The organism is Collinsella tanakaei (genome assembly GCF_021531055.1).
Classification (GTDB): Bacteria; Actinomycetota; Coriobacteriia; order Coriobacteriales; family Coriobacteriaceae; genus Collinsella; species Collinsella tanakaei_B.
Genome location: NZ_JADYTL010000012.1, coordinates 1 through 16,704, shown reverse-complemented (window position 1 = coordinate 16,704; position 16,704 = coordinate 1). Strand labels below are relative to the sequence as shown.

Genomic DNA, 16,704 nt, shown 5'->3' with positions numbered 1-16,704 from the left:
TCCCCGATGGTTGCGCCCCTCGTTCACCCTTCGTGATTCCACGATTCTTAACATTAGCTACTATTATTTACATACTTATACAGATATGTATAGTATTATTTTTAATATGAGCACATTGGTTTTCTCACATATCAACGCGCTTCGGGCGCTGCGCCGCGAGCGAAGGATCCATTCCGCCGTCGCTTGGGACACCTTGTCTGCCGCCGATGCGCGCTTGGCCTTGGACACCTGCATCCCCAACAAGTCCCAGCTCGACATGGCGTACTTCGATCGGCTCGGCCTCGTCGACGAATCCGACTTCCGCCCACCGCACCTTCTTGTCGCATCGCCAGCATCCCGCCGGCCCTCGAAACCCCGCAGCGTTATCGCCCACGTTCACACTGGCAACCTGCCACGAGGAGCCATCCAGTGCATCGAACACGATCTCTATACCGTCTCCCCCGCCTTCGCCGCGCTGCAGTATTCCCTCGATCACTCCTATGAAGCGACGTTCATGCTGCTCATGGAACTTCTCGGCACCTATACCCTTCCTGAGGAGGCAACCTTCCCCATCGCGGATGGCGAGCCTTGGAGCCCCGAAGACCAGACGAGCAGCGCTTCGAACAAGAACGCCCGCAGCGATGACACAGACGGTCAACCGGAAACGCAGGATTCACAGCGAGCCGTCCCGGTCGAGCAAGTCCGCTACGGATGCGAACCGGCGACGACCATCGCGGACCTCCAGACGCTATCCGCATGGGCGCGCAGCAGCAAGTACGCATCGTTTCGCAAGGCGGTCCGCCACGTTAAGGCCGGCTCCGCGTCCCCCATGGAATCGATCATGTACGGCGTCTTCGGGCTGCCCTTAAGCCATGGCGGATTTGCGTGCAACAGTCTGCCGGGCGGCGGCATGCTGCTTAACAAGCGAATCGTCTTCAATTCCCAAGCGGTTACCATGGCATCGGGCATACCCTATGCAACCTGCGACGCCTACATACCGACAGCCAAAACCGCGCTCGAATACAACGGCGAATACCATGAGACCGCACGCGCGACCCTGCATGACGCGAAACGCAACAACGGCCTCAAGGGCATGGGCGTCTCGGTGATCGTCGTGACGCGCGAGCAGCTGTACGACATCCCCGCCCTGGAAGCGATCGCCATGTCGATCTACCGCGCGGCAGGAAGACGCTTCCGCTATCGCTTCGACGGCTATCGGGAAAGGCAGCAGAACCTCCTGAACGGCCTTCGGATGGGAACGGGGCTTCCGCTGGTTTGACTGCCCCTCCGCAGCAGGCCAATCCTCACGCGTTTTGCCGGAAATAGAGGAACGACCTCAGTGTGCTCACGTCCAGGTGGGCAATTTGTTCAGATATGAAGGTTTCAATCCCATCAGGCGTCCCTAGATACTGCCGTTTTGGCTTATTTAGGGGGTCTGTGATAAAGACACTCGGCACACGTGTTTTCTCGGATAATACGATTTATTGCGTTCTGTGATCTCTTGCATCCGTCTGCCGTGCTCAGACCTTCATATCTGAACAAACTGTCCACTCTGAAGGTCACCCACACCGAAATTGACAATCATGCGCGCCCTCGTCACCATGTTGAGCGTGAAAACGCAGTCGAAAGGAGGCCGCATGGCAGCGGCTCAGCCCAAAAAGATCCGCATGGTCGCCGGCCTGGGCAATCCCGGCGAGGAATACGCGCGCACGCGCCATAACGCCGGCTTTTGCGCCGTCGATGCGCTGGCTCGTCAGGCGAACGTCACGTATTGGAAAAACCAATCGGGCGCGGAGGTCGCAAGCATCCAGGTTAACGACACGGACGCCGAGGGCGGCAAGCGCGAGGTGCTGCTCGTCAAACCGCAGTCGTACATGAACACGAGCGGCGGCCCCATCTCCAAGCTATGCGCAGCGCACAAGATCTCCCCTGAGGAACTGCTGGTCATCCACGACGAGCTCGACATCCCCGCCGGCGACGTACGCGTCAAGGTCGGCGGCGGGCACGCCGGCCACAACGGTCTGCGCTCGATCATCGACAAGCTCGGAAGCAGGGACTTCAGCCGCGTGCGCGTCGGCATCGGCGATCCCCCGGGCCGCATGGCCGTCGCCGATTTCGTGCTCAAGCAGCTTCGCGCCCGCGAGGCGGAGGAGTTCGACGACACGGCGTTCCGCGCCGCCGAGGCGGCAGCGCTCGCCCTCACGCGCGGCGTCGTGTTCGCCCGCGACCACGTGAACGGCAGCGCCGCCAACAACGGCAAGCACTGACGCGAGCGCCCTTCCGGGCAAGGCGAAAACGCGTCCGCTCGCACGCGCCCCGTCCGGCCACCTACCGAGCTGTCGCGTGCAACAAGGCGCACAATAGTATACTGAGTGCTGTATGCGCCAACCGCGCGTGCGGGGTTGCACATGGGACGCCGGCCCAACGGGCCCAAGCGTCCCTTGCCTGATAAGAGAGGGGTTCTATGTACAAGATCCTTAAAAAGACGCAGTTCTCGGAGAAGGTCTTCGAGTTCCGCGTCCACGCCCCGAGGATGGCCAAGAAGGCTCACGCCGGCCAGTTCCTCATGGTGCGCATCAACGAGACGGGCGAGCGCGTGCCGTTCACCTTCGCCAACTGGAACCCCGAGGAGGGCTGGATCGAGTTCATCTTCATGGTGGTCGGCAAGACCACCGAGTGCCTCTCCAAGCTCCAGGAGGGCGACTACATCCAGGACATCACCGGCCCGCTCGGTCAGCCGACCGAGGTCGAGGGCGACCGCGTGGCCGTCATCGGCGGCGGCGTGGGCCTCGCCATCGCCTACCCCGTCGCCCGCATGCTGTGCGAGCAGGGCAAGAAGGTCTACGTCATCATGGGCGCCCGCACCAAGGACCTGCTCATCCTGTTCGAGCAGTTCGCCGCGCTGCCCCTCGAGGAGCTTTTCGTCACCACCGACGACGGCTCCATGGGCGAGAAGGGCGTCGTGACCCTGCCGCTTTCGCGCCTGTGCGAGACCGATGCGATCGACTCCGCCTTCGCCGTGGGCCCCGTCCCGATGATGAAGTTCTCCGCGCGCACCTGCCGCGAGCACAAGATTCCTATCATCGCGAGCCTGAACCCCATCATGGTCGACGGCACCGGCATGTGCGGCTGCTGCCGCGTCGAGGTCGGTGGCGAGACCATGTTCGCCTGCGTCGACGGCCCCGACTTCAACGCCGACCTCGTCGACTGGGACGACCTCGCTCATCGTCAGGCCAGCTACCGCGCCGAAGAGGCCGCATCCATTAAGCGCTATGAGGAGGATTGCGCATGCCAGAAGTAAAGTATCGCCCCAACATCGGCGCGCCCCGCACCCCCGCGAACGAGGAGCCCGCTGAGGAGCGCGCTCACGATTTCCGCCCGGTCGATACCGGCTACACCAAGGCCGACGCCATCGCCGAGGCCAATCGCTGCCTCGACTGCAAGAAACCCCTGTGCATGGAGGGCTGCCCGGTCGGCGTGCACATTCCGCAGTTCATCGAGAAGATCCGCGAGGAGGACTGGGCCGGCGCCCTTGCCACCATCAAGGCCGACAACCTGCTGCCCTCCGTCTGCGGCCGCGTGTGCCCGCAGGAAAACCAGTGCGAGGGTAAGTGCATCCTCGGCAAGAAGGGCGATCCGGTCGCCATCGGCCAGCTCGAGCGCATGCTCGGCGACATGGCAGACGAGGTCGGCGAGGCGCCCGAGTGCAAGCCGGCCAACGGCCACAAGGTCGCCATCGTGGGCTCCGGCCCCTCCGGCATCGCCTGCGCCGGCGAGCTCGCGCGCGAGGGCTTCGACGTCACCGTGTTCGAGGCGTTCTTCACCGGCGGCGGCGTGCTGACCTACGGCATCCCCGAGTTCCGTCTGCCCAAAGCCATCGTCAAGCGCGAAATCCAGGGTCTGGAGCAGCTGGGCGTCCACTTCGAGTACAACTCGGTCGCCGGCCGCCTGTTTGACGCCGACGAGCTGTTCGAGGAAGGCTTCGACGCCCTGTATCTCGCCGTCGGTGCCGGCCTGCCGCGCTTCCTGCACGTCAAGGGCGAGAACCTGCCCGGCGTGTACTGCGCCAACGAGTACCTCACGCGTACCAACCTGATGCGCGCCTACGACTTCCCCGAGTACGACACGCCGATCCGTCGCGGCAAGAACGTCGTCGTGTTCGGCGGCGGCAACGTGGCCATGGACGCCGCGCGTACGGCCCTGCGCCTTGGCGCCGAGCACGTGACGCTCGCCTACCGCCGCACCGAGGCCGAGATGCCCGCGCGTCGCGCCGAGATCCACCACGCCAAGGAAGAGGGCGTCGAGATCCTCGAGCTGTGCAACCCGCTGCGCTTCTTCGCCGGCCCGGACGGCTTCGTGTCCACCATCGAGCTGCAGCGCATGGAGCTCGGCGAGCCCGATGCCTCCGGCCGTCGCCGCCCGGTGCCCATCATGGACTCCGAGTTCGCCATCCCCTGCGACGTGGCCATCACCGCCATCGGCACGCGTGCGAACCCGTTCGCCAAGCTCTGCGCCGATGTCGAGCTCAACCGTTGGGGCCTCATCGAGACCGATGAGGACGGCCGCACGAGCAACCCCAAGGTCTGGGCTGGCGGCGACATCGTGACCGGTGCCGCGACCGTCATCCTGGCCATGGGCGCCGGCAAGAAGGCCGCCGCGTCTATCAAGAAGACGATTCTGGGCGAGTAGGCCGAACCGATCTCTCTAAACGACACGCGCCCGTCGGCATCTCGCCGGCGGGCGCCTTCTTTCCGCTTCGGGAGATCGGGGGCAGGCAGCGGGAAAATGGGGACAGGCACTTTTTTCCCAGACCTGGGAAAAAAAGTGCCTGTCCCCATTTTCCCGCTGCCAGCCCCCCGATTTCCCGGAGCGGAACAGACGGGCGGCACCCGGGGTGAACCGGATGCCGCCCGCTCGATGTCAAAAAACCCCTGGGGTATTTTACGCCTCGATGGAGACCTCGACCTCCTGCACGGGAACGTCGTAGAACGGATCCTCGCGACGGCCCAGGAAGTCGCGCGCCTGCTCGGGGAACAGGGCGTAGTCGAGCACGTCCTCCTCGGTCTTGGCGTACTGGGCGATCTCCTCGCGCAGCTTGGGCAGCGCGGGCTCGATCAGGTCGGCCGGACGGCAGGTGATCGGCTCGTCGTCACCGATGATCATCTTCTGGACCTCGGGATCGATCGGCGCCGGGGACTTGCCGTACTGGCCGTGGACGTAATCCTTGATCTCCTTGGGAACGACCTTGTAGCGCTCGCCGGTCACAACGTTCATCATGGCCTGGGAGCCGACCATCTGGGACAGCGGGGTCACCAGCGGCGGATAGCCAAGATCGGCGCGGACGCGCGGAACCTCTGCCAGAACCTCGTTGTACTTGTCGGACACGCCGAGATCCTTGAGGTTGGAGATCAGGTTGGAGAGCATGCCGCCGGGCACCTTGTACAGCAGCGCCTTGGGCTCGACCTCCATGACCTTGGGGTTCAGGGTGCCGTTCTCCTTGAACTTGGTGCGCACGGGCGCGAAGTGCTGGGCGATGGCCTCGAGCTTGTCCATGTCCAGACCGGTCGAGTAGCCCATGCCCTCGAGCGCGATGGCCATGGACTCGGTGCAGGGCTGCGAAGTGCCGCCGGCGAAGGCGGAGATGGCGGTGTCGATGATGTCGGCACCGGCCTTGACGGAGTTCAGCAGCGTCATCTCGGCGATGCCCGCGGTGCAGTGCGTGTGGACCTCGAGCGGCAGGTCGACGGCGGCCTTGATCTCGCCCACGAGCTCGGTGGCGACACTGGGCTCGAGCACGCCGGCCATGTCCTTGATGCAGATGGTGTCGGCGCCGGCCTTGGCCATCTCCTTGGCGAGGTTCACGAAGTACGGAATCGTGTGGACGTCGCTCGTGGTGTAGCAGATGGCAGCCTGGACCTCACCGCCGGCCTCCTTGGCAGCGCGGATGGAGGTCTGCAGGTTGCGGACGTCGTTCAGGGCATCGAAGATGCGGATGACGTCGATGCCGTTCTCCACGGACTTCTTGACCATGCTCTCGACGACGTCGTCGGCGTAGTTGCGGTAGCCGAGCAGATTCTGGCCGCGCAGCAGCATCTGCAGCTTGGTGTTCTTCACATGGGCGCGGAAGGTTCGCAGGCGCTCCCACGGATCCTCGTTGAGGTAACGCAGGCAGGAGTCGAACGTGGCGCCGCCCCAGACCTCCATGGAGTAATAACCGGCCTGGTCCATCGTCTCCAAAATCGGCAGCATGTCCTCGATGGGCATGCGGGTCGCGATCTGGCTCTGCTGGCCGTCGCGCAGGGCGGTCTCGGTGAACTTGATCTGCTTGCTCATGGTTAGATATAACCCCCTTGCTCAATCATCTGGGCAATTGTTTCCTGCATTTCGTACACGGTGTGCGCGCGCGAACGAGCACACGCCTTGGCCTCGCCGTCGCAGATCAGGCATCTGCGGGGCGGCAGCCCCAGTTCGGTTCGCTGGACCGAAAACAGCGTATCGCCCGTTCGCCCGAGCACATCGAGGTCGGCCAGGCGGCCCAACGGGTGCGTCTGCTCGACCTGCACCACGCGGCGCTTGGTCTCGCGGGCGGGCAGCGCCACCAGCATCAGCAGCTCCGGGCCCGATACCCCGCCGAGCGCGCGGCGCACACGCACCGCGGCCCCGTCGAGAGCGGCCTCGGCCTGGGCGGCGAGCACGTCGAACACATGCTCGAGCACCGGCGAGGTCTTGTGCGGACCGGGGATGGACAGGGTGATGCACAGCAGCGATTCGTCGTCGCGCGCATCCGCGAGCAGCTCGCGCTGGCAGGCAGCGCGACGCTCGCGCGCGTCGAGCATGTCGGGAAGGGCCGCTTCGGGTCCGTCGAACACCATGGCGACCAGCGCCTCGGTCGACTCGCTCATGGCTCCTCCCTTCTTGCCCGCACGATGGCCGGATCCGTAATCGTGCCTGAAACTCGAGGGTGCGGCGGACGCCTGCCCGGCCGCACCCTCGACGTAGCGCTGAACCTAGTTGTCCTTGTCCGCGGGGAACAGGCGCATGAGCGCCATGGACACCAGGTAGATGATGATCATGACGACGAAGATGCCGCCCCAGCCGAGGGCCAGGATGATCAGGGACTCGCTCAGAATCTTAGTCGTAAACACAGCTCAGATCCCCCTCTCTTAGAGCATGCCGGGGACGATGCCGAGGATCAGGCCGCCGGCAACGACCGAAGCGATCTGGCCCGCCACGTTGGAACCCGCGGCCTGCATGAGGATGAAGTTGCCCGGATCCTCCTCGGTGGCAAGACGCTGGATGACGCGGGAGCTCATCGGGAACGCCGAGATGCCCGACGCGCCGATCATGGGGTTGATCTTCTCCTTGCGGAAGATGTTCAGGACCTTGGCGAACATGATGCCACCGACGGTGTCCATCACAAATCCGAGCAGGCCTAGGCCCATGATGATCAACGTATCGACCTGCAGGAACTCACCGGCCTGCATACGGACGGACACGCACAGGCCCAGCAGGATGGAGATGAGGTTCACGAGCTCGTTCTGAGCGGACATCGACAGGTTGTCGAGCACGCCGCACTCACGCAGCAGGTTGCCGAACATCAGGAAGCCGACGAGCGGCAGGGACGCAGGCGCGATGAGGCCGGCGACGATGCAGATGACGACCGGGAAGATGATCTTGGCGGTCTGGGAGACCGAACCCGGCTTGTACACCATGCGGATCATGCGCTCTTTCTTGGTGGTCACGGCCTTGATGGCGATCGGCTGGATGATGGGCACGAGCGCCATGTAGGAGTAGGCGGCGACCATGATCGCGCCGAGGTACTTGGACTGCAGCGAGTTGGCCACGAAGATCGACGTGGGGCCGTCGGCCGCGGCGATGATGCCCGCGGAGGCGGAGTCGGCCAGGTTGAAGCCGAGCAGGCCGGCCACGATGATCACGAAGAAGATGCCGAACTGCGCGGCGGCGCCGAACAGCAGCAGGAAGGGGTTCGCCAGCAGCGGGCCGAAGTCGATCATCGCGCCGATGCCGATGAACAGCAGCAGCGGGAACAGCTCGGTGTCGATGCCCATGTCGAACAGGATCTGGAACGGGCCGGGCTCACCGCCGGTCAGCAGCACGCCCGAGTCGGGGATATTCACGAGGATGGTGCCGAGGCCCATGGGCACGAGCAGCGTGGGCTCGTACTCCTTCTTGATGCCCAGGTACATGAGGACGATGCCGACGAGCATCATCACGATGCGGCCCGGCTCGGCACCGAGGCCGAGTACGCCCGCGGTAAGCACGTCAGCGGCTTGATTCAGTACTTCCAATGGTCTCTCCTTATATAGATGCACCGCGCGGGTGCACGCGTCGTGCTACCAGCGCTAGGCGATGCTGAACAGCTCGTCGCCCGGGTTCACCATGTCGCCCTTGGCCACCGCGATGGAGGCGATGGTGCCGGCGGACTCGGCGATGATCTGGTTCTCCATCTTCATGGCCTCGAGCACCATGACCGCGTCGCCCGCGTTGACGGTGTCGCCGACCTTCACCTGGATGTCGATGATCTTGCCGGGCATGGGAGCGGTCTGGGCGGTGGCACCGGCCGGAGCGGCAGCGGTCGCAGCGGCGGGAGCGGGCGCGGGCGCGGCGGCAGGCGCGGGCGCGGGAGCCGGAGCGGGAGCAGCGGCGGGCGCGGGGGCCGGAGCGGCTACGGCGTCAGCGGGCGTCGGCGTCGGGGCGCCGATCTCCTCCATCTCCACCATGTACTGGGTCCCGTCGATCGAGATTTTGAATTTGCGAAGCATGGTCCTCCTCCATCACTTTCTCTTGTAGACGTTTTTAACGACGAACTGGCTGGTTTCCATCGCCCCGGCGGCAAGCGCCGATGCGATGCATGAGACGAGCCGGTGCTCTGGATTGACCGCGTTCACGCGGCGCACCACCAGCTGGCTCTCGGGTCGGTCGCCCGCCGCGATCGCCGTTGCCGCGATCACGACCGCTCGGTGCTCGGACGCATCGACCGGCAGAAAAGCGGGGATCTTCTCCCACTCCTCCTCCGGCTGCGCAGACGCCGGAGGAGCCGGCGCGGTGGCCGGCGCCGCCGCGGCCTTCGCCTCGGGCTCGGCATCCTTGCGCCGCAACCAATCAAAGAAGCCCATGTACTCACTTCCCCTCGGTTATCCGTGGCAATCACACGACGATTGCCTCCGCAATCGTGCCAGCGATTCATGTTTACTACTTTATAGGCGTACAGAATGGACTGCATGCACTTTTGTTGTTCACGTGTGCACCATCGTGTACTTCTGTTGTCTTACCTATCGCTAGCTCGATGTTTCCTGAAATCTATTCTAGTTTTCGCCGCCTATCCACCCAAAAACGCGCCCGCTGAGCGCCGATTCACCACCGGCGAACGGTCGGTACGGGCAGGCGAACGGCGATTGTGTATTCCTATGGAGCCGATAGCTATTTTCTTCTAGCGCTGACCTGCGGTTTTACTTTTTCCCCACATAGATGTTGTTTTTCTGGTGTTCCTAATGGTCTCTTCCAGGCATTCCCTGCAGGAATGCGCCCTATCCTTTTCTGCGAGCATCGGCTGACTGTGCGCACTGCACTCGCGCAGCCAGCCACGTTGTATTGGTTCGGTTGGAAAAGGGAAAAGGGAAAGGGAAGGGTGAAGTTATGGCTATAACCATCCTCGGTTGGCTTATGATCGCAGTCTTCATGTTCTGCGTCATGACCAAGAAACTGTCGCCGCTCGTGGCACTGTGCACGATTCCTATGGTTTTCGCGTTCTTGGTGCTCATCGTCACCGGCAACATCTCCCAGTGGACGCTCATCGGCGACTGGGTCATGAACGGCCTCGGCACCACCGCTAATACCGGTATCCTGCTGCTGTTCGCTATTCTGTACTTCTCCATCATGCTCGATGCGGGCCTGTTCGACCCCATCACCAAGAAGATGATCGAGTTCGCGAAGGGCGACCCCATGAAGGTCCTCATCGCCACCTCGGTCGTCGCCGCGTGCATCTCGCTCAACGGCGACGGAACCACCACGACGCTCGTCTGCTGCGCCGCGTTCCTCCCCATCTACGAGAAGCTCGGCATGAAGAAGATGAACTTGGCAGTCCTCGTCATCCTTCAGAACACGGTCATGAACCTGCTGCCCTGGGGCGGCCCCACCGCTCGTGCGATGGCCGTCTGCGAGGTCGGTGGCGACATCCTGTCCTACCTCATGCCCGGCATGATCATCTCCGTGATCTTCAACATCGTGGTCGTCGCCCGCTACATGGGCAAGAAGGAGCGTGAGCGCCTCGGCGTCACCGAGTTCACGCAGGCCGAGATCGACGAGCTCTGCGCCATCGATGATCCCGAGACCCTCGAGCTCCGTCGTCCGCAGAACTGGGCTTTCAACGCCATCATGACCGTCGTCCTCATCGCGTGGCTGGTCGCTGGCTCCTTCATCGAGGCCATTTCGCTCCCGAACCAGATGCTCTTCATGCTCGGCACCATCATCGCCCTGCTCGTCAACTACCCCAAGATCAAGGATCAGTCCGCTCGCATCGGCGCCAACGGCGGCGACGCGGTGCAGGTCGTCATCCTCATCTTCGGCGCCGGCATCTTCATGGGCCTGTTCCAGGGTGACTCCGAGCTCGGTCTGTCCATGTCCGACGCGGTTGCGCAGTCGCTGATCACCATCATCCCGACGCAGCTCGCCGGCTTCTGGGGCCTCATCGTCTGCCTCATCTCCGCGCCCGGCACGTTCTTCATCTCCAACGATGGCTTCTACTTCGGCGTTATGCCCGCCATCGCCGAGGCCGGCTATGCGTACGGCTTCACCAACCTGCAGATGGCTCTCGCCTCCCTCATGGGCCAGGCCTTCCACCTGCTGTCCCCGCTGACCGCCTTCATCTACCTGCTCCTGCGTCTTACCGGCCAGGATCTGGGCGAGTGGCAGCGCGCTGCGGGCAAGTGGGCAGCGTGCATCTTCGTGATCTTCGTCGTCACGATCATGGCCACGGGCGCCATCCCGCTGTACATCCCGCAGGCCTAGTTCACCTAGCTCTGCGCGGGAACCAAGTTTGGCTCCCTCTTTCCAAAAACCCGCGGACGCTTCGGTGCCCGCGGGTTTTTCGTGCGCGCGGGCGACCCTTTCCTTCCCCTCACGCAATCGCGCGCTACCCCACGAAGGCAAACCGGCTCCTTATGCAAACGGCGAGCACGCCGTTTGCACTGTCCCCTTTGTCGGGTTTACATAAACAGCCGTCTTTGTTCCAAATTGGAATGATGCGCGACACATTTGATGCGTATCGTCAAAACGCGATGTAAAGGCATCTATTACAATTGCACCATCAAGAGGGGCATGCGATAAGTCAGGAGGTACTGCATGGACACCGAGTCGTTAATGCTGACCCTGTGCGAGTTCCTCGACCTTTCAAAGAACGCGCCGCTCAAAGATGCGCTGTTCGCGGCATTCAAGCAGGCCATCACCTTGGGCCGCATTCCCGCCGACACGACGATCAACGAAAAGCAGCTCGCCCAATCGCTGCACATCAGCCGTACACCCATCCGCGCCGCCCTCGACCAACTCGCCGCTGAACGGCTGGTTGAACGCAAGGCGGGCAGCGGCGTCATCGTACGCGGCATCAGCAAGCGCGACGCCGAGGAGGTCTTCGAGATTCGCGTCGTGCTCGAGACGCTTGCGACCACCAAAGCCGCGCGCAACATGACAGAGGAGGATTTCGAGGAGCTGCGCGCCCTGCTCGAGGAGGGCCAGCGCCTGAACGCCGCCGACGACGTCACCGGTGTGGTCCAGAACTGGGACGACTTCAACCGCTTCGTCTTCAGCAAGGCCAACAGCCCCCGCCTGCAAAGCATCATCGAGCCGCTGCAGGCCTACACGCGCTACTTCCGCAACGTCTCCGCACGACCCGAGGACCGTCGTAACCAGGCGCTCGAGGAGCATTGGGGTATCTACCTTGCCATGCGCTTCGGGCCCGAGAAGAAGATCGAACAGGTCGTCCGTGCGCACCTCAAGAACTCGTACAGCCTTGTCAACGAAGAGATGACGTCCGTTGGCGTTCACTGACGATTCGCCCTCGCCTTCGGCAACCGCCACGTATATCGCATCGCTCGCACGCGCCTCGCTCGTCGCCGAGGCGCGTCTTACGCCCAAGCCCGGCTTGGTCGATGCCGTCTCCAACGGCGCCCATACCGACATGGACATCACCACATTTCTTGCCAGCGCACGCGCATTGGAGCCCCTATTTGTCGAGTACGTCGAAGCCGGCATGGTATGCGGCGACGCCACGCCCTCCGAGCTTGCCGCCGAGATGCGTGCGATCGGCATTCGCGCCGAAGCCGCCATGTTCGCCGCCACCGACGGCGTCAACACGCATAAGGGCGCGAACTTCACCTTCGCACTTATCCTGGGTGCGACCGGCGCGCTGGTGTCGCGCGGTCACGTCCTGCCGTTCGCTCCGGAGGACACCACGGCGATGTTCCGGCTTGTTGCCCGCATGGCGGAAGGACTGCTCGACCACGATGTCCGTGAACTGCGGCAACGCACGCAGGCGGGCGATACCAACCTGACCCATGGCGAGCGCCTACTGCTCGAGCGCGGTATGCAGGGCGTGCGCGGCGAGGCGGCGCAGGGCTATCCGCTGCTGCGCTCCACCGTCCTCCCCTACCTGCACGAGGCAGAACCCCGTATCGCGCAAGCCGCGTCCGCACGCGAGGAGCTGCTGCGCTGCCTGGTCAAGATCATGGCGGTGCTCGAAGACACCAACGTCGTCCATCGCGGCGGGCCCGACGCGCTCGTCGATCATCGCGCGTATTGCCACCGACTTGATGCCGCCGCACTTCCCTATACCCAGCTCATCGATGCACTTGCCGCCTACGACGAGACGCTTACGCGCCGCAACGTAAGCCCCGGTGGAGCCGCTGACCTGCTTTCGCTTGGCATCTTCCTCGGACTACTTGAGGGGCTCTTCGGCGTGGATGCGCTCGCGTACGAAACCGCACCCACTGAAATATATTAGATTTTAATAGAATTAAATTCGATATGATTGTGCTTTGAGCCGTATCCAAAGTGAGTGTTTCTATTAGGAAACGCTTTGTATACCGCCGCTCAAGCCATTTCTGACCTGCGGTTTTGTTGCTGAAATGCCCAGTCTACCCAATAGGCCCGATACAAAGCACTCACTTCGGATGTCCCATTTTTTCTCCTGGCTCCTTTTGGGACATTGCGAATCGCCCTGCTCCCTCGGACTAGCTAAAAACGGGCCCAGCGGCAAAGCCGCCGGGCCGTTGGCACGTCTATGGCCTTGTCAGCCGATGCAGGCCGTTACTCGTCGAACGAATAGGGCTTGACCTGACGGATGACGTCGAGGATGCTGCCGTCGCGCGCCTCGACGATGGCGACGACCTTGTCCTCCCACTGCAGCGGATCGGGCTCGCCCACGATGGAGTAAGCCTTCTCCTGCAGCCACTCGATGGACACGTGCGGGATGCCCGCGGCGTCCATGCAGTCGATGATGTCCTGGCGGGCCGGGTTCACGGCGGTGCCGTAGTCGGTCACGACGACGTCGACGCACTCGCCGGGGGTCGTCACCGTGGTGACGTCCTTGCAGATGGTCGGCATGCGGCCGCGCACGAGCGGCGTGACGATGATGCAGCACTTGGAGCCGGCAGCGGTGTCGGGGTGACCACCGGGCGCGCCGCGCACGACACCGTCGGAGCCGGTGATGACGTTAACGTGGAACTTGGTGTCGACCTCGAGGGCCGCGAGGATCATGTAATCGAGGTAGTTGACGTACGCGCCCTTGTTGGCGGGGTTCGCGTAGTCGCTCACGGTCATCTCGATATGATCGGGGCAATCATGCAGGTGGGCGATGGCCTTCGTGTCGAAGTCCTGGGTGTCCACGATCTTGCGGACGTACCCGCGATCCTGCAGGTCGCACATGTTGCCGGTGATGCCACCGAAGGCGACGCCCATCTTGATCTCCTTGGCGTCCATGCGCTCCTCGAGGAAGCGGGTCACGGCCAAAGACGGGCCGCCGGCGCCGGTCTGATAGGAGAAGCCGTCGACGAACCACGGGGTGCACGCGATGATGTCGGCAGCACGCTCGGCCATCATGAGGTTGCGCGGATCCTGGGTGACGCGGGCCTCCTTGGTGCCGATGCGCTTGGGATCGCCGATCTCGTCGACGACGACGACGCAGTCGACGTCCTCACACTTGATGGACGCCGGCACGTTGGGGAACGGGGCCAGGGTGTCGGTCAGCACGACGACGCGGTCGGCGTACTTGGAATCGGGAATGGCGTAGCCCATGGAACCGCAGTTGTTCTTGCCGCCGTTGCCGGAGGCATTACCCACCTTGTCGCAGGACGCGGCAGCGAGGAACGCGATGTCGATGTGGAGCTCGCCGGCCATGAGGGCGCGGGGACGGCCACCGTGGGAGCGGATGATCGCGGGCTCCTTGAGCTTGCCGGCGGAGATGACGTCGCCGATACGGCCGCGGACTCCGGACGCCTGGACCTGGACGATGATGCCCTGCTCGATGTAGTCGGCGAGCAGGTTGTGGGCGTCACCGAGCGAGGTGGCGGCCACGCGCAGGTCCTTGATGCCCATCTCCTCGACGAGCACCTTGCACACCATGGAGGCGGTGTAGTCGCCGTTACGGAACGCATGGTGGAAGCTGATGGTCATACCGTCGTGAGCGCCGCACTTCTCGCAGGCCTCGCGGATGGATGCACACAGCTTGTCGGCAACCGGCTTCTCGTGCATGACACAGGTCGGCGCGTCGCGCTTGAGCACCTGGCCGTCCTTGGCGAAGCGGCCCTGATAGACTTCCTTGCCGTTCTCGAGCAGGTAGTCGGGGATATCCCTTCCGACTGCGTTAATCATATCTTGGCTCCTCTCTTACAGATCGCCGTGGTAAACGCCGCACTTCTTGGCGAGCTCGATGATGCGCTCGGCCTCCTTGAAGAACGGGGGATCGACCATCTTGCCGTCGACGACGTACACGCCGACACCGGCGTCGGCCTGCTCGCGGCAGCTACGCACGATCTTCTCGGAATGGGCGATCTGCTTGGGCGTGGGCGCGAGGCGCTCGTGCACGTATGCGATCTGCTTGGGGTTGATGAGCGACTTGCCGTCAAAGCCCATGCGGACGATGAGGTCGACCTCCTGACGGTAGCCTTCCTCGTCATCCAGGTTGGGATACATGGTGTCGAGGCACTGCACGCCGGCGGCGCGGGCGGCCAGAAGCATCATGGAGCGGGCCGTGTTGATCTCGATGCCGTCGGGCTCGATCTGCACGTGCATGGAGGTGCGGAAGTCGCCACCGGAGATGGCGCAGCCGAGCATACGGTCGGACGCGGTGCAGATCTCGTAGGCGTTCATGATGCCCAGCGGGCTCTCGAGCGCGGCCATGAGCAGGGTGCGACCGACCTCGACGCCGAACTCCTTCTCGGCGGCCTCGACGGCGGCCTCGACTTCCCGGACCTGAGCGGCGGTCTCGCACTTGGGGATACGGATGCCGTCGGCGCCACCGGCGACGCAGACGCGCACGTCCTCCTGCCAGTACTCGGTATCGGTGCCGTTGATACGGACGATGACCTCGGTGTCGCCGTAGTCGATAGTGGTCAGGGCGTGATACAGCGAGAAGCGGGCGGCGTCCTTCTGGTTGACGGCGACCGCGTCCTCGAGGTCGAGCATGATGGAGTCGCAACCGTAGATGTAGGCATCCTTGATGAGACCCGGGCGCTGCGCGTTCATGAACATCATGGTGCGGCGCAGGCGGTCCTTGTTCGGCTTCGGACGAGTGATCTTAGCCATTACTGAATCGCACCTCCCCAGGGGATGTTGGACATCGAAGCATCGCAGCTGCGGAACACCGCGCACTCGACGCGGGCCTTGAGCGTGCAATCCAGCGCGCCCTTGTCCACAACGGACACCAGGCCGGTCGTGACACCCAGGCGGTCGAGGGTCTCCTCGACGGTGGCCTTGATCTGGCGGCCGTACTGGTTGATGACGCTGCTCTCGATGACGATCTCCAGCGCATCGGCGGGCGATACGGTCACCTGGGCATCGCTCGACTCGAGCGTGCCGGCCATTGCGGTCTTTTCGATAACCATCCGCGCTCCTCTCTGTTGCGCCCGGCGGTGCCACGGGCGATTGCCCGCGCTCCCGTCGGTCTATCGAATCTTACGCAGTCCCATCATAAAAGATTCCTCGATTACTTATTTTCTTCTAGTTCATGCTTTTTAAGTCCTGCATGTAATGTTTTGAACTTCAGATGTTCCTCAGGTGTTTTTATGCCGTTCGGCCCTGATTTGCGTCCGTTTACTTGTTTTTCTGTTGTACTTCACGCAAGGCATTCCTCGGATTCATGTTTTTCCATTACGTCTTTTCATGGTATGGGGGCATCTGGCAGCGCATTTGATACTCATTTCCTCGTTCTCGGACCTTATCAGTCCTCGGCGCTCTTGCATGCCCCCCGAACAGATAGTGCCGCTCGATGGCTATCGTGCGAACCAGCAACCCTCGACGGCCACATGTTTGCTGAATTTCAGCAATCCTACTGTTCGTCTTTTAATACTATCTGGAATGTTTAGACGTTCCCTGGATGTGCGGGCGATGAGCGTCCGCACCCGTGCCGACAGCGCATCTTCGCGCAATCGACTCCCTGATGGATCCGCGCGCCGCATGTCATGATATCCCAGCTCAACATGGATTATTCAACTC

At 62.9% G+C, this 16,704-nt stretch carries 16 protein-coding genes; 7 read left to right on the top strand and 9 right to left on the bottom strand.

Annotation, left to right across the window (positions count from 1 at the left end; all coding sequences use genetic code 11):
- From I6E04_RS09730 to gltA, 4 genes are all read left to right on the top strand, one after another.
- A partial coding sequence (locus I6E04_RS09730; protein ID WP_235423001.1) for an endonuclease domain-containing protein occupies positions 1-1,258 on the top strand: 1,258 nt, incomplete at its 5' end.
- A 358-nt stretch (positions 1,259-1,616) separates the two neighbouring features.
- The gene (pth, locus tag I6E04_RS09725; RefSeq protein ID WP_235423000.1) at positions 1,617-2,246 is read left to right on the top strand and encodes an aminoacyl-tRNA hydrolase; all 630 of its coding nucleotides are present in this window, start codon (positions 1,617-1,619) and stop codon (positions 2,244-2,246) included.
- Between the two features lie 197 nt (positions 2,247-2,443).
- Complete coding sequence (locus I6E04_RS09720) at positions 2,444-3,280, top strand: sulfide/dihydroorotate dehydrogenase-like FAD/NAD-binding protein (protein WP_235422999.1); 837 nt, start codon at positions 2,444-2,446, stop codon at positions 3,278-3,280.
- Positions 3,268-4,668, top strand: a complete 1,401-nt coding sequence (gene gltA, locus I6E04_RS09715; RefSeq protein WP_235422998.1) for an NADPH-dependent glutamate synthase — start codon at positions 3,268-3,270, stop codon at positions 4,666-4,668. The genes I6E04_RS09720 and gltA overlap by 13 nt, the downstream gene beginning before the upstream one ends.
- Positions 4,669-4,920: 252 nt before the next feature.
- Here the strand turns inward: gltA and I6E04_RS09710 are convergent, their stop codons facing one another.
- The 6 genes from I6E04_RS09710 to I6E04_RS09685 form a co-directional block, all read right to left on the bottom strand.
- Positions 4,921-6,312 carry an oxaloacetate decarboxylase subunit alpha gene (locus tag I6E04_RS09710; protein WP_235422997.1) on the bottom strand — a complete coding sequence of 464 codons (1,392 nt, stop codon included), beginning with the start codon at positions 6,310-6,312 and terminating at the stop codon, positions 4,921-4,923.
- 2 nt (positions 6,313-6,314) lie between these two features.
- Positions 6,315-6,881: a citrate lyase holo-[acyl-carrier protein] synthase gene (gene citX / locus I6E04_RS09705; RefSeq protein ID WP_235422996.1), complete on the bottom strand. Its 567-nt coding sequence runs from the start codon at positions 6,879-6,881 to the stop codon at positions 6,315-6,317.
- A 105-nt stretch (positions 6,882-6,986) separates the two neighbouring features.
- Positions 6,987-7,124 carry an OadG-related small transporter subunit gene (locus I6E04_RS09700; protein ID WP_235422995.1) on the bottom strand — a complete coding sequence of 46 codons (138 nt, stop codon included), beginning with the start codon at positions 7,122-7,124 and terminating at the stop codon, positions 6,987-6,989.
- 18 nt (positions 7,125-7,142) lie between these two features.
- Entirely contained in the window at positions 7,143-8,288 is a 1,146-nt protein-coding gene (locus I6E04_RS09695) for a sodium ion-translocating decarboxylase subunit beta (protein ID WP_235422994.1), read from the bottom strand.
- Positions 8,289-8,342: 54 nt separating this feature from the next.
- Positions 8,343-8,762 carry a biotin/lipoyl-containing protein gene (locus I6E04_RS09690; protein ID WP_235422993.1) on the bottom strand — a complete coding sequence of 140 codons (420 nt, stop codon included), beginning with the start codon at positions 8,760-8,762 and terminating at the stop codon, positions 8,343-8,345.
- 12 nt (positions 8,763-8,774) lie between these two features.
- Positions 8,775-9,116 carry a hypothetical protein gene (locus tag I6E04_RS09685; RefSeq protein ID WP_235422992.1) on the bottom strand — a complete coding sequence of 114 codons (342 nt, stop codon included), beginning with the start codon at positions 9,114-9,116 and terminating at the stop codon, positions 8,775-8,777.
- Between the two features lie 520 nt (positions 9,117-9,636).
- Here I6E04_RS09685 and I6E04_RS09680 point away from each other — a divergent pair.
- The 3 genes from I6E04_RS09680 (at position 9,637) to I6E04_RS09670 (ending at position 12,994) form a co-directional block, all read left to right on the top strand.
- Positions 9,637-11,007: a CitMHS family transporter gene (locus I6E04_RS09680; RefSeq protein WP_235422991.1), complete on the top strand. Its 1,371-nt coding sequence runs from the start codon at positions 9,637-9,639 to the stop codon at positions 11,005-11,007.
- Between the two features lie 333 nt (positions 11,008-11,340).
- On the top strand, positions 11,341-12,042 hold the full coding sequence (locus tag I6E04_RS09675) for a GntR family transcriptional regulator (protein WP_235422990.1): 702 nt from the start codon (positions 11,341-11,343) through the stop codon (positions 12,040-12,042).
- Positions 12,029-12,994 carry a triphosphoribosyl-dephospho-CoA synthase gene (locus tag I6E04_RS09670; protein WP_235422989.1) on the top strand — a complete coding sequence of 322 codons (966 nt, stop codon included), beginning with the start codon at positions 12,029-12,031 and terminating at the stop codon, positions 12,992-12,994. Before I6E04_RS09675 ends, I6E04_RS09670 begins: the two co-directional genes overlap by 14 nt.
- Positions 12,995-13,299: 305 nt before the next feature.
- Here I6E04_RS09670 and citF read toward each other — a convergent pair whose 3' ends face one another.
- The 3 genes from citF to citD are packed head-to-tail and all read right to left on the bottom strand — an operon-like array spanning position 13,300 to position 16,094.
- On the bottom strand, positions 13,300-14,862 hold the full coding sequence (citF, locus tag I6E04_RS09665; RefSeq protein ID WP_235422988.1) for a citrate lyase subunit alpha: 1,563 nt from the start codon (positions 14,860-14,862) through the stop codon (positions 13,300-13,302).
- Positions 14,863-14,877: 15 nt separating this feature from the next.
- Positions 14,878-15,795, bottom strand: a complete 918-nt coding sequence (locus tag I6E04_RS09660) for an aldolase/citrate lyase family protein (RefSeq protein WP_235422987.1) — start codon at positions 15,793-15,795, stop codon at positions 14,878-14,880.
- Positions 15,795-16,094 (bottom strand): citrate lyase acyl carrier protein, encoded by a 300-nt coding sequence (citD, locus tag I6E04_RS09655; RefSeq protein ID WP_235422986.1) that lies wholly within the window; start codon positions 16,092-16,094, stop codon positions 15,795-15,797. Before citD ends, I6E04_RS09660 begins: the two co-directional genes overlap by 1 nt.
- Positions 16,095-16,704 lie beyond the last annotated feature (610 nt).

Coding starts and splice junctions, on each gene's coding strand:
- pth (WP_235423000.1), top strand. CDS start 1,617: ATGGCAGCGGCTCAGCCCAAAAAGATCCGCATGGTCGCCGGCCTGGGC.
- I6E04_RS09720 (WP_235422999.1), top strand. CDS start 2,444: ATGTACAAGATCCTTAAAAAGACGCAGTTCTCGGAGAAGGTCTTCGAG.
- gltA (WP_235422998.1), top strand. CDS start 3,268: ATGCCAGAAGTAAAGTATCGCCCCAACATCGGCGCGCCCCGCACCCCC.
- I6E04_RS09710 (WP_235422997.1), bottom strand. CDS start 6,312: ATGAGCAAGCAGATCAAGTTCACCGAGACCGCCCTGCGCGACGGCCAG.
- citX (WP_235422996.1), bottom strand. CDS start 6,881: ATGAGCGAGTCGACCGAGGCGCTGGTCGCCATGGTGTTCGACGGACCC.
- I6E04_RS09690 (WP_235422993.1), bottom strand. CDS start 8,762: ATGCTTCGCAAATTCAAAATCTCGATCGACGGGACCCAGTACATGGTG.
- I6E04_RS09685 (WP_235422992.1), bottom strand. CDS start 9,116: ATGGGCTTCTTTGATTGGTTGCGGCGCAAGGATGCCGAGCCCGAGGCG.
- I6E04_RS09680 (WP_235422991.1), top strand. CDS start 9,637: ATGGCTATAACCATCCTCGGTTGGCTTATGATCGCAGTCTTCATGTTC.
- I6E04_RS09675 (WP_235422990.1), top strand. CDS start 11,341: ATGGACACCGAGTCGTTAATGCTGACCCTGTGCGAGTTCCTCGACCTT.
- citF (WP_235422988.1), bottom strand. CDS start 14,862: ATGATTAACGCAGTCGGAAGGGATATCCCCGACTACCTGCTCGAGAAC.
- I6E04_RS09660 (WP_235422987.1), bottom strand. CDS start 15,795: ATGGCTAAGATCACTCGTCCGAAGCCGAACAAGGACCGCCTGCGCCGC.
- citD (WP_235422986.1), bottom strand. CDS start 16,094: ATGGTTATCGAAAAGACCGCAATGGCCGGCACGCTCGAGTCGAGCGAT.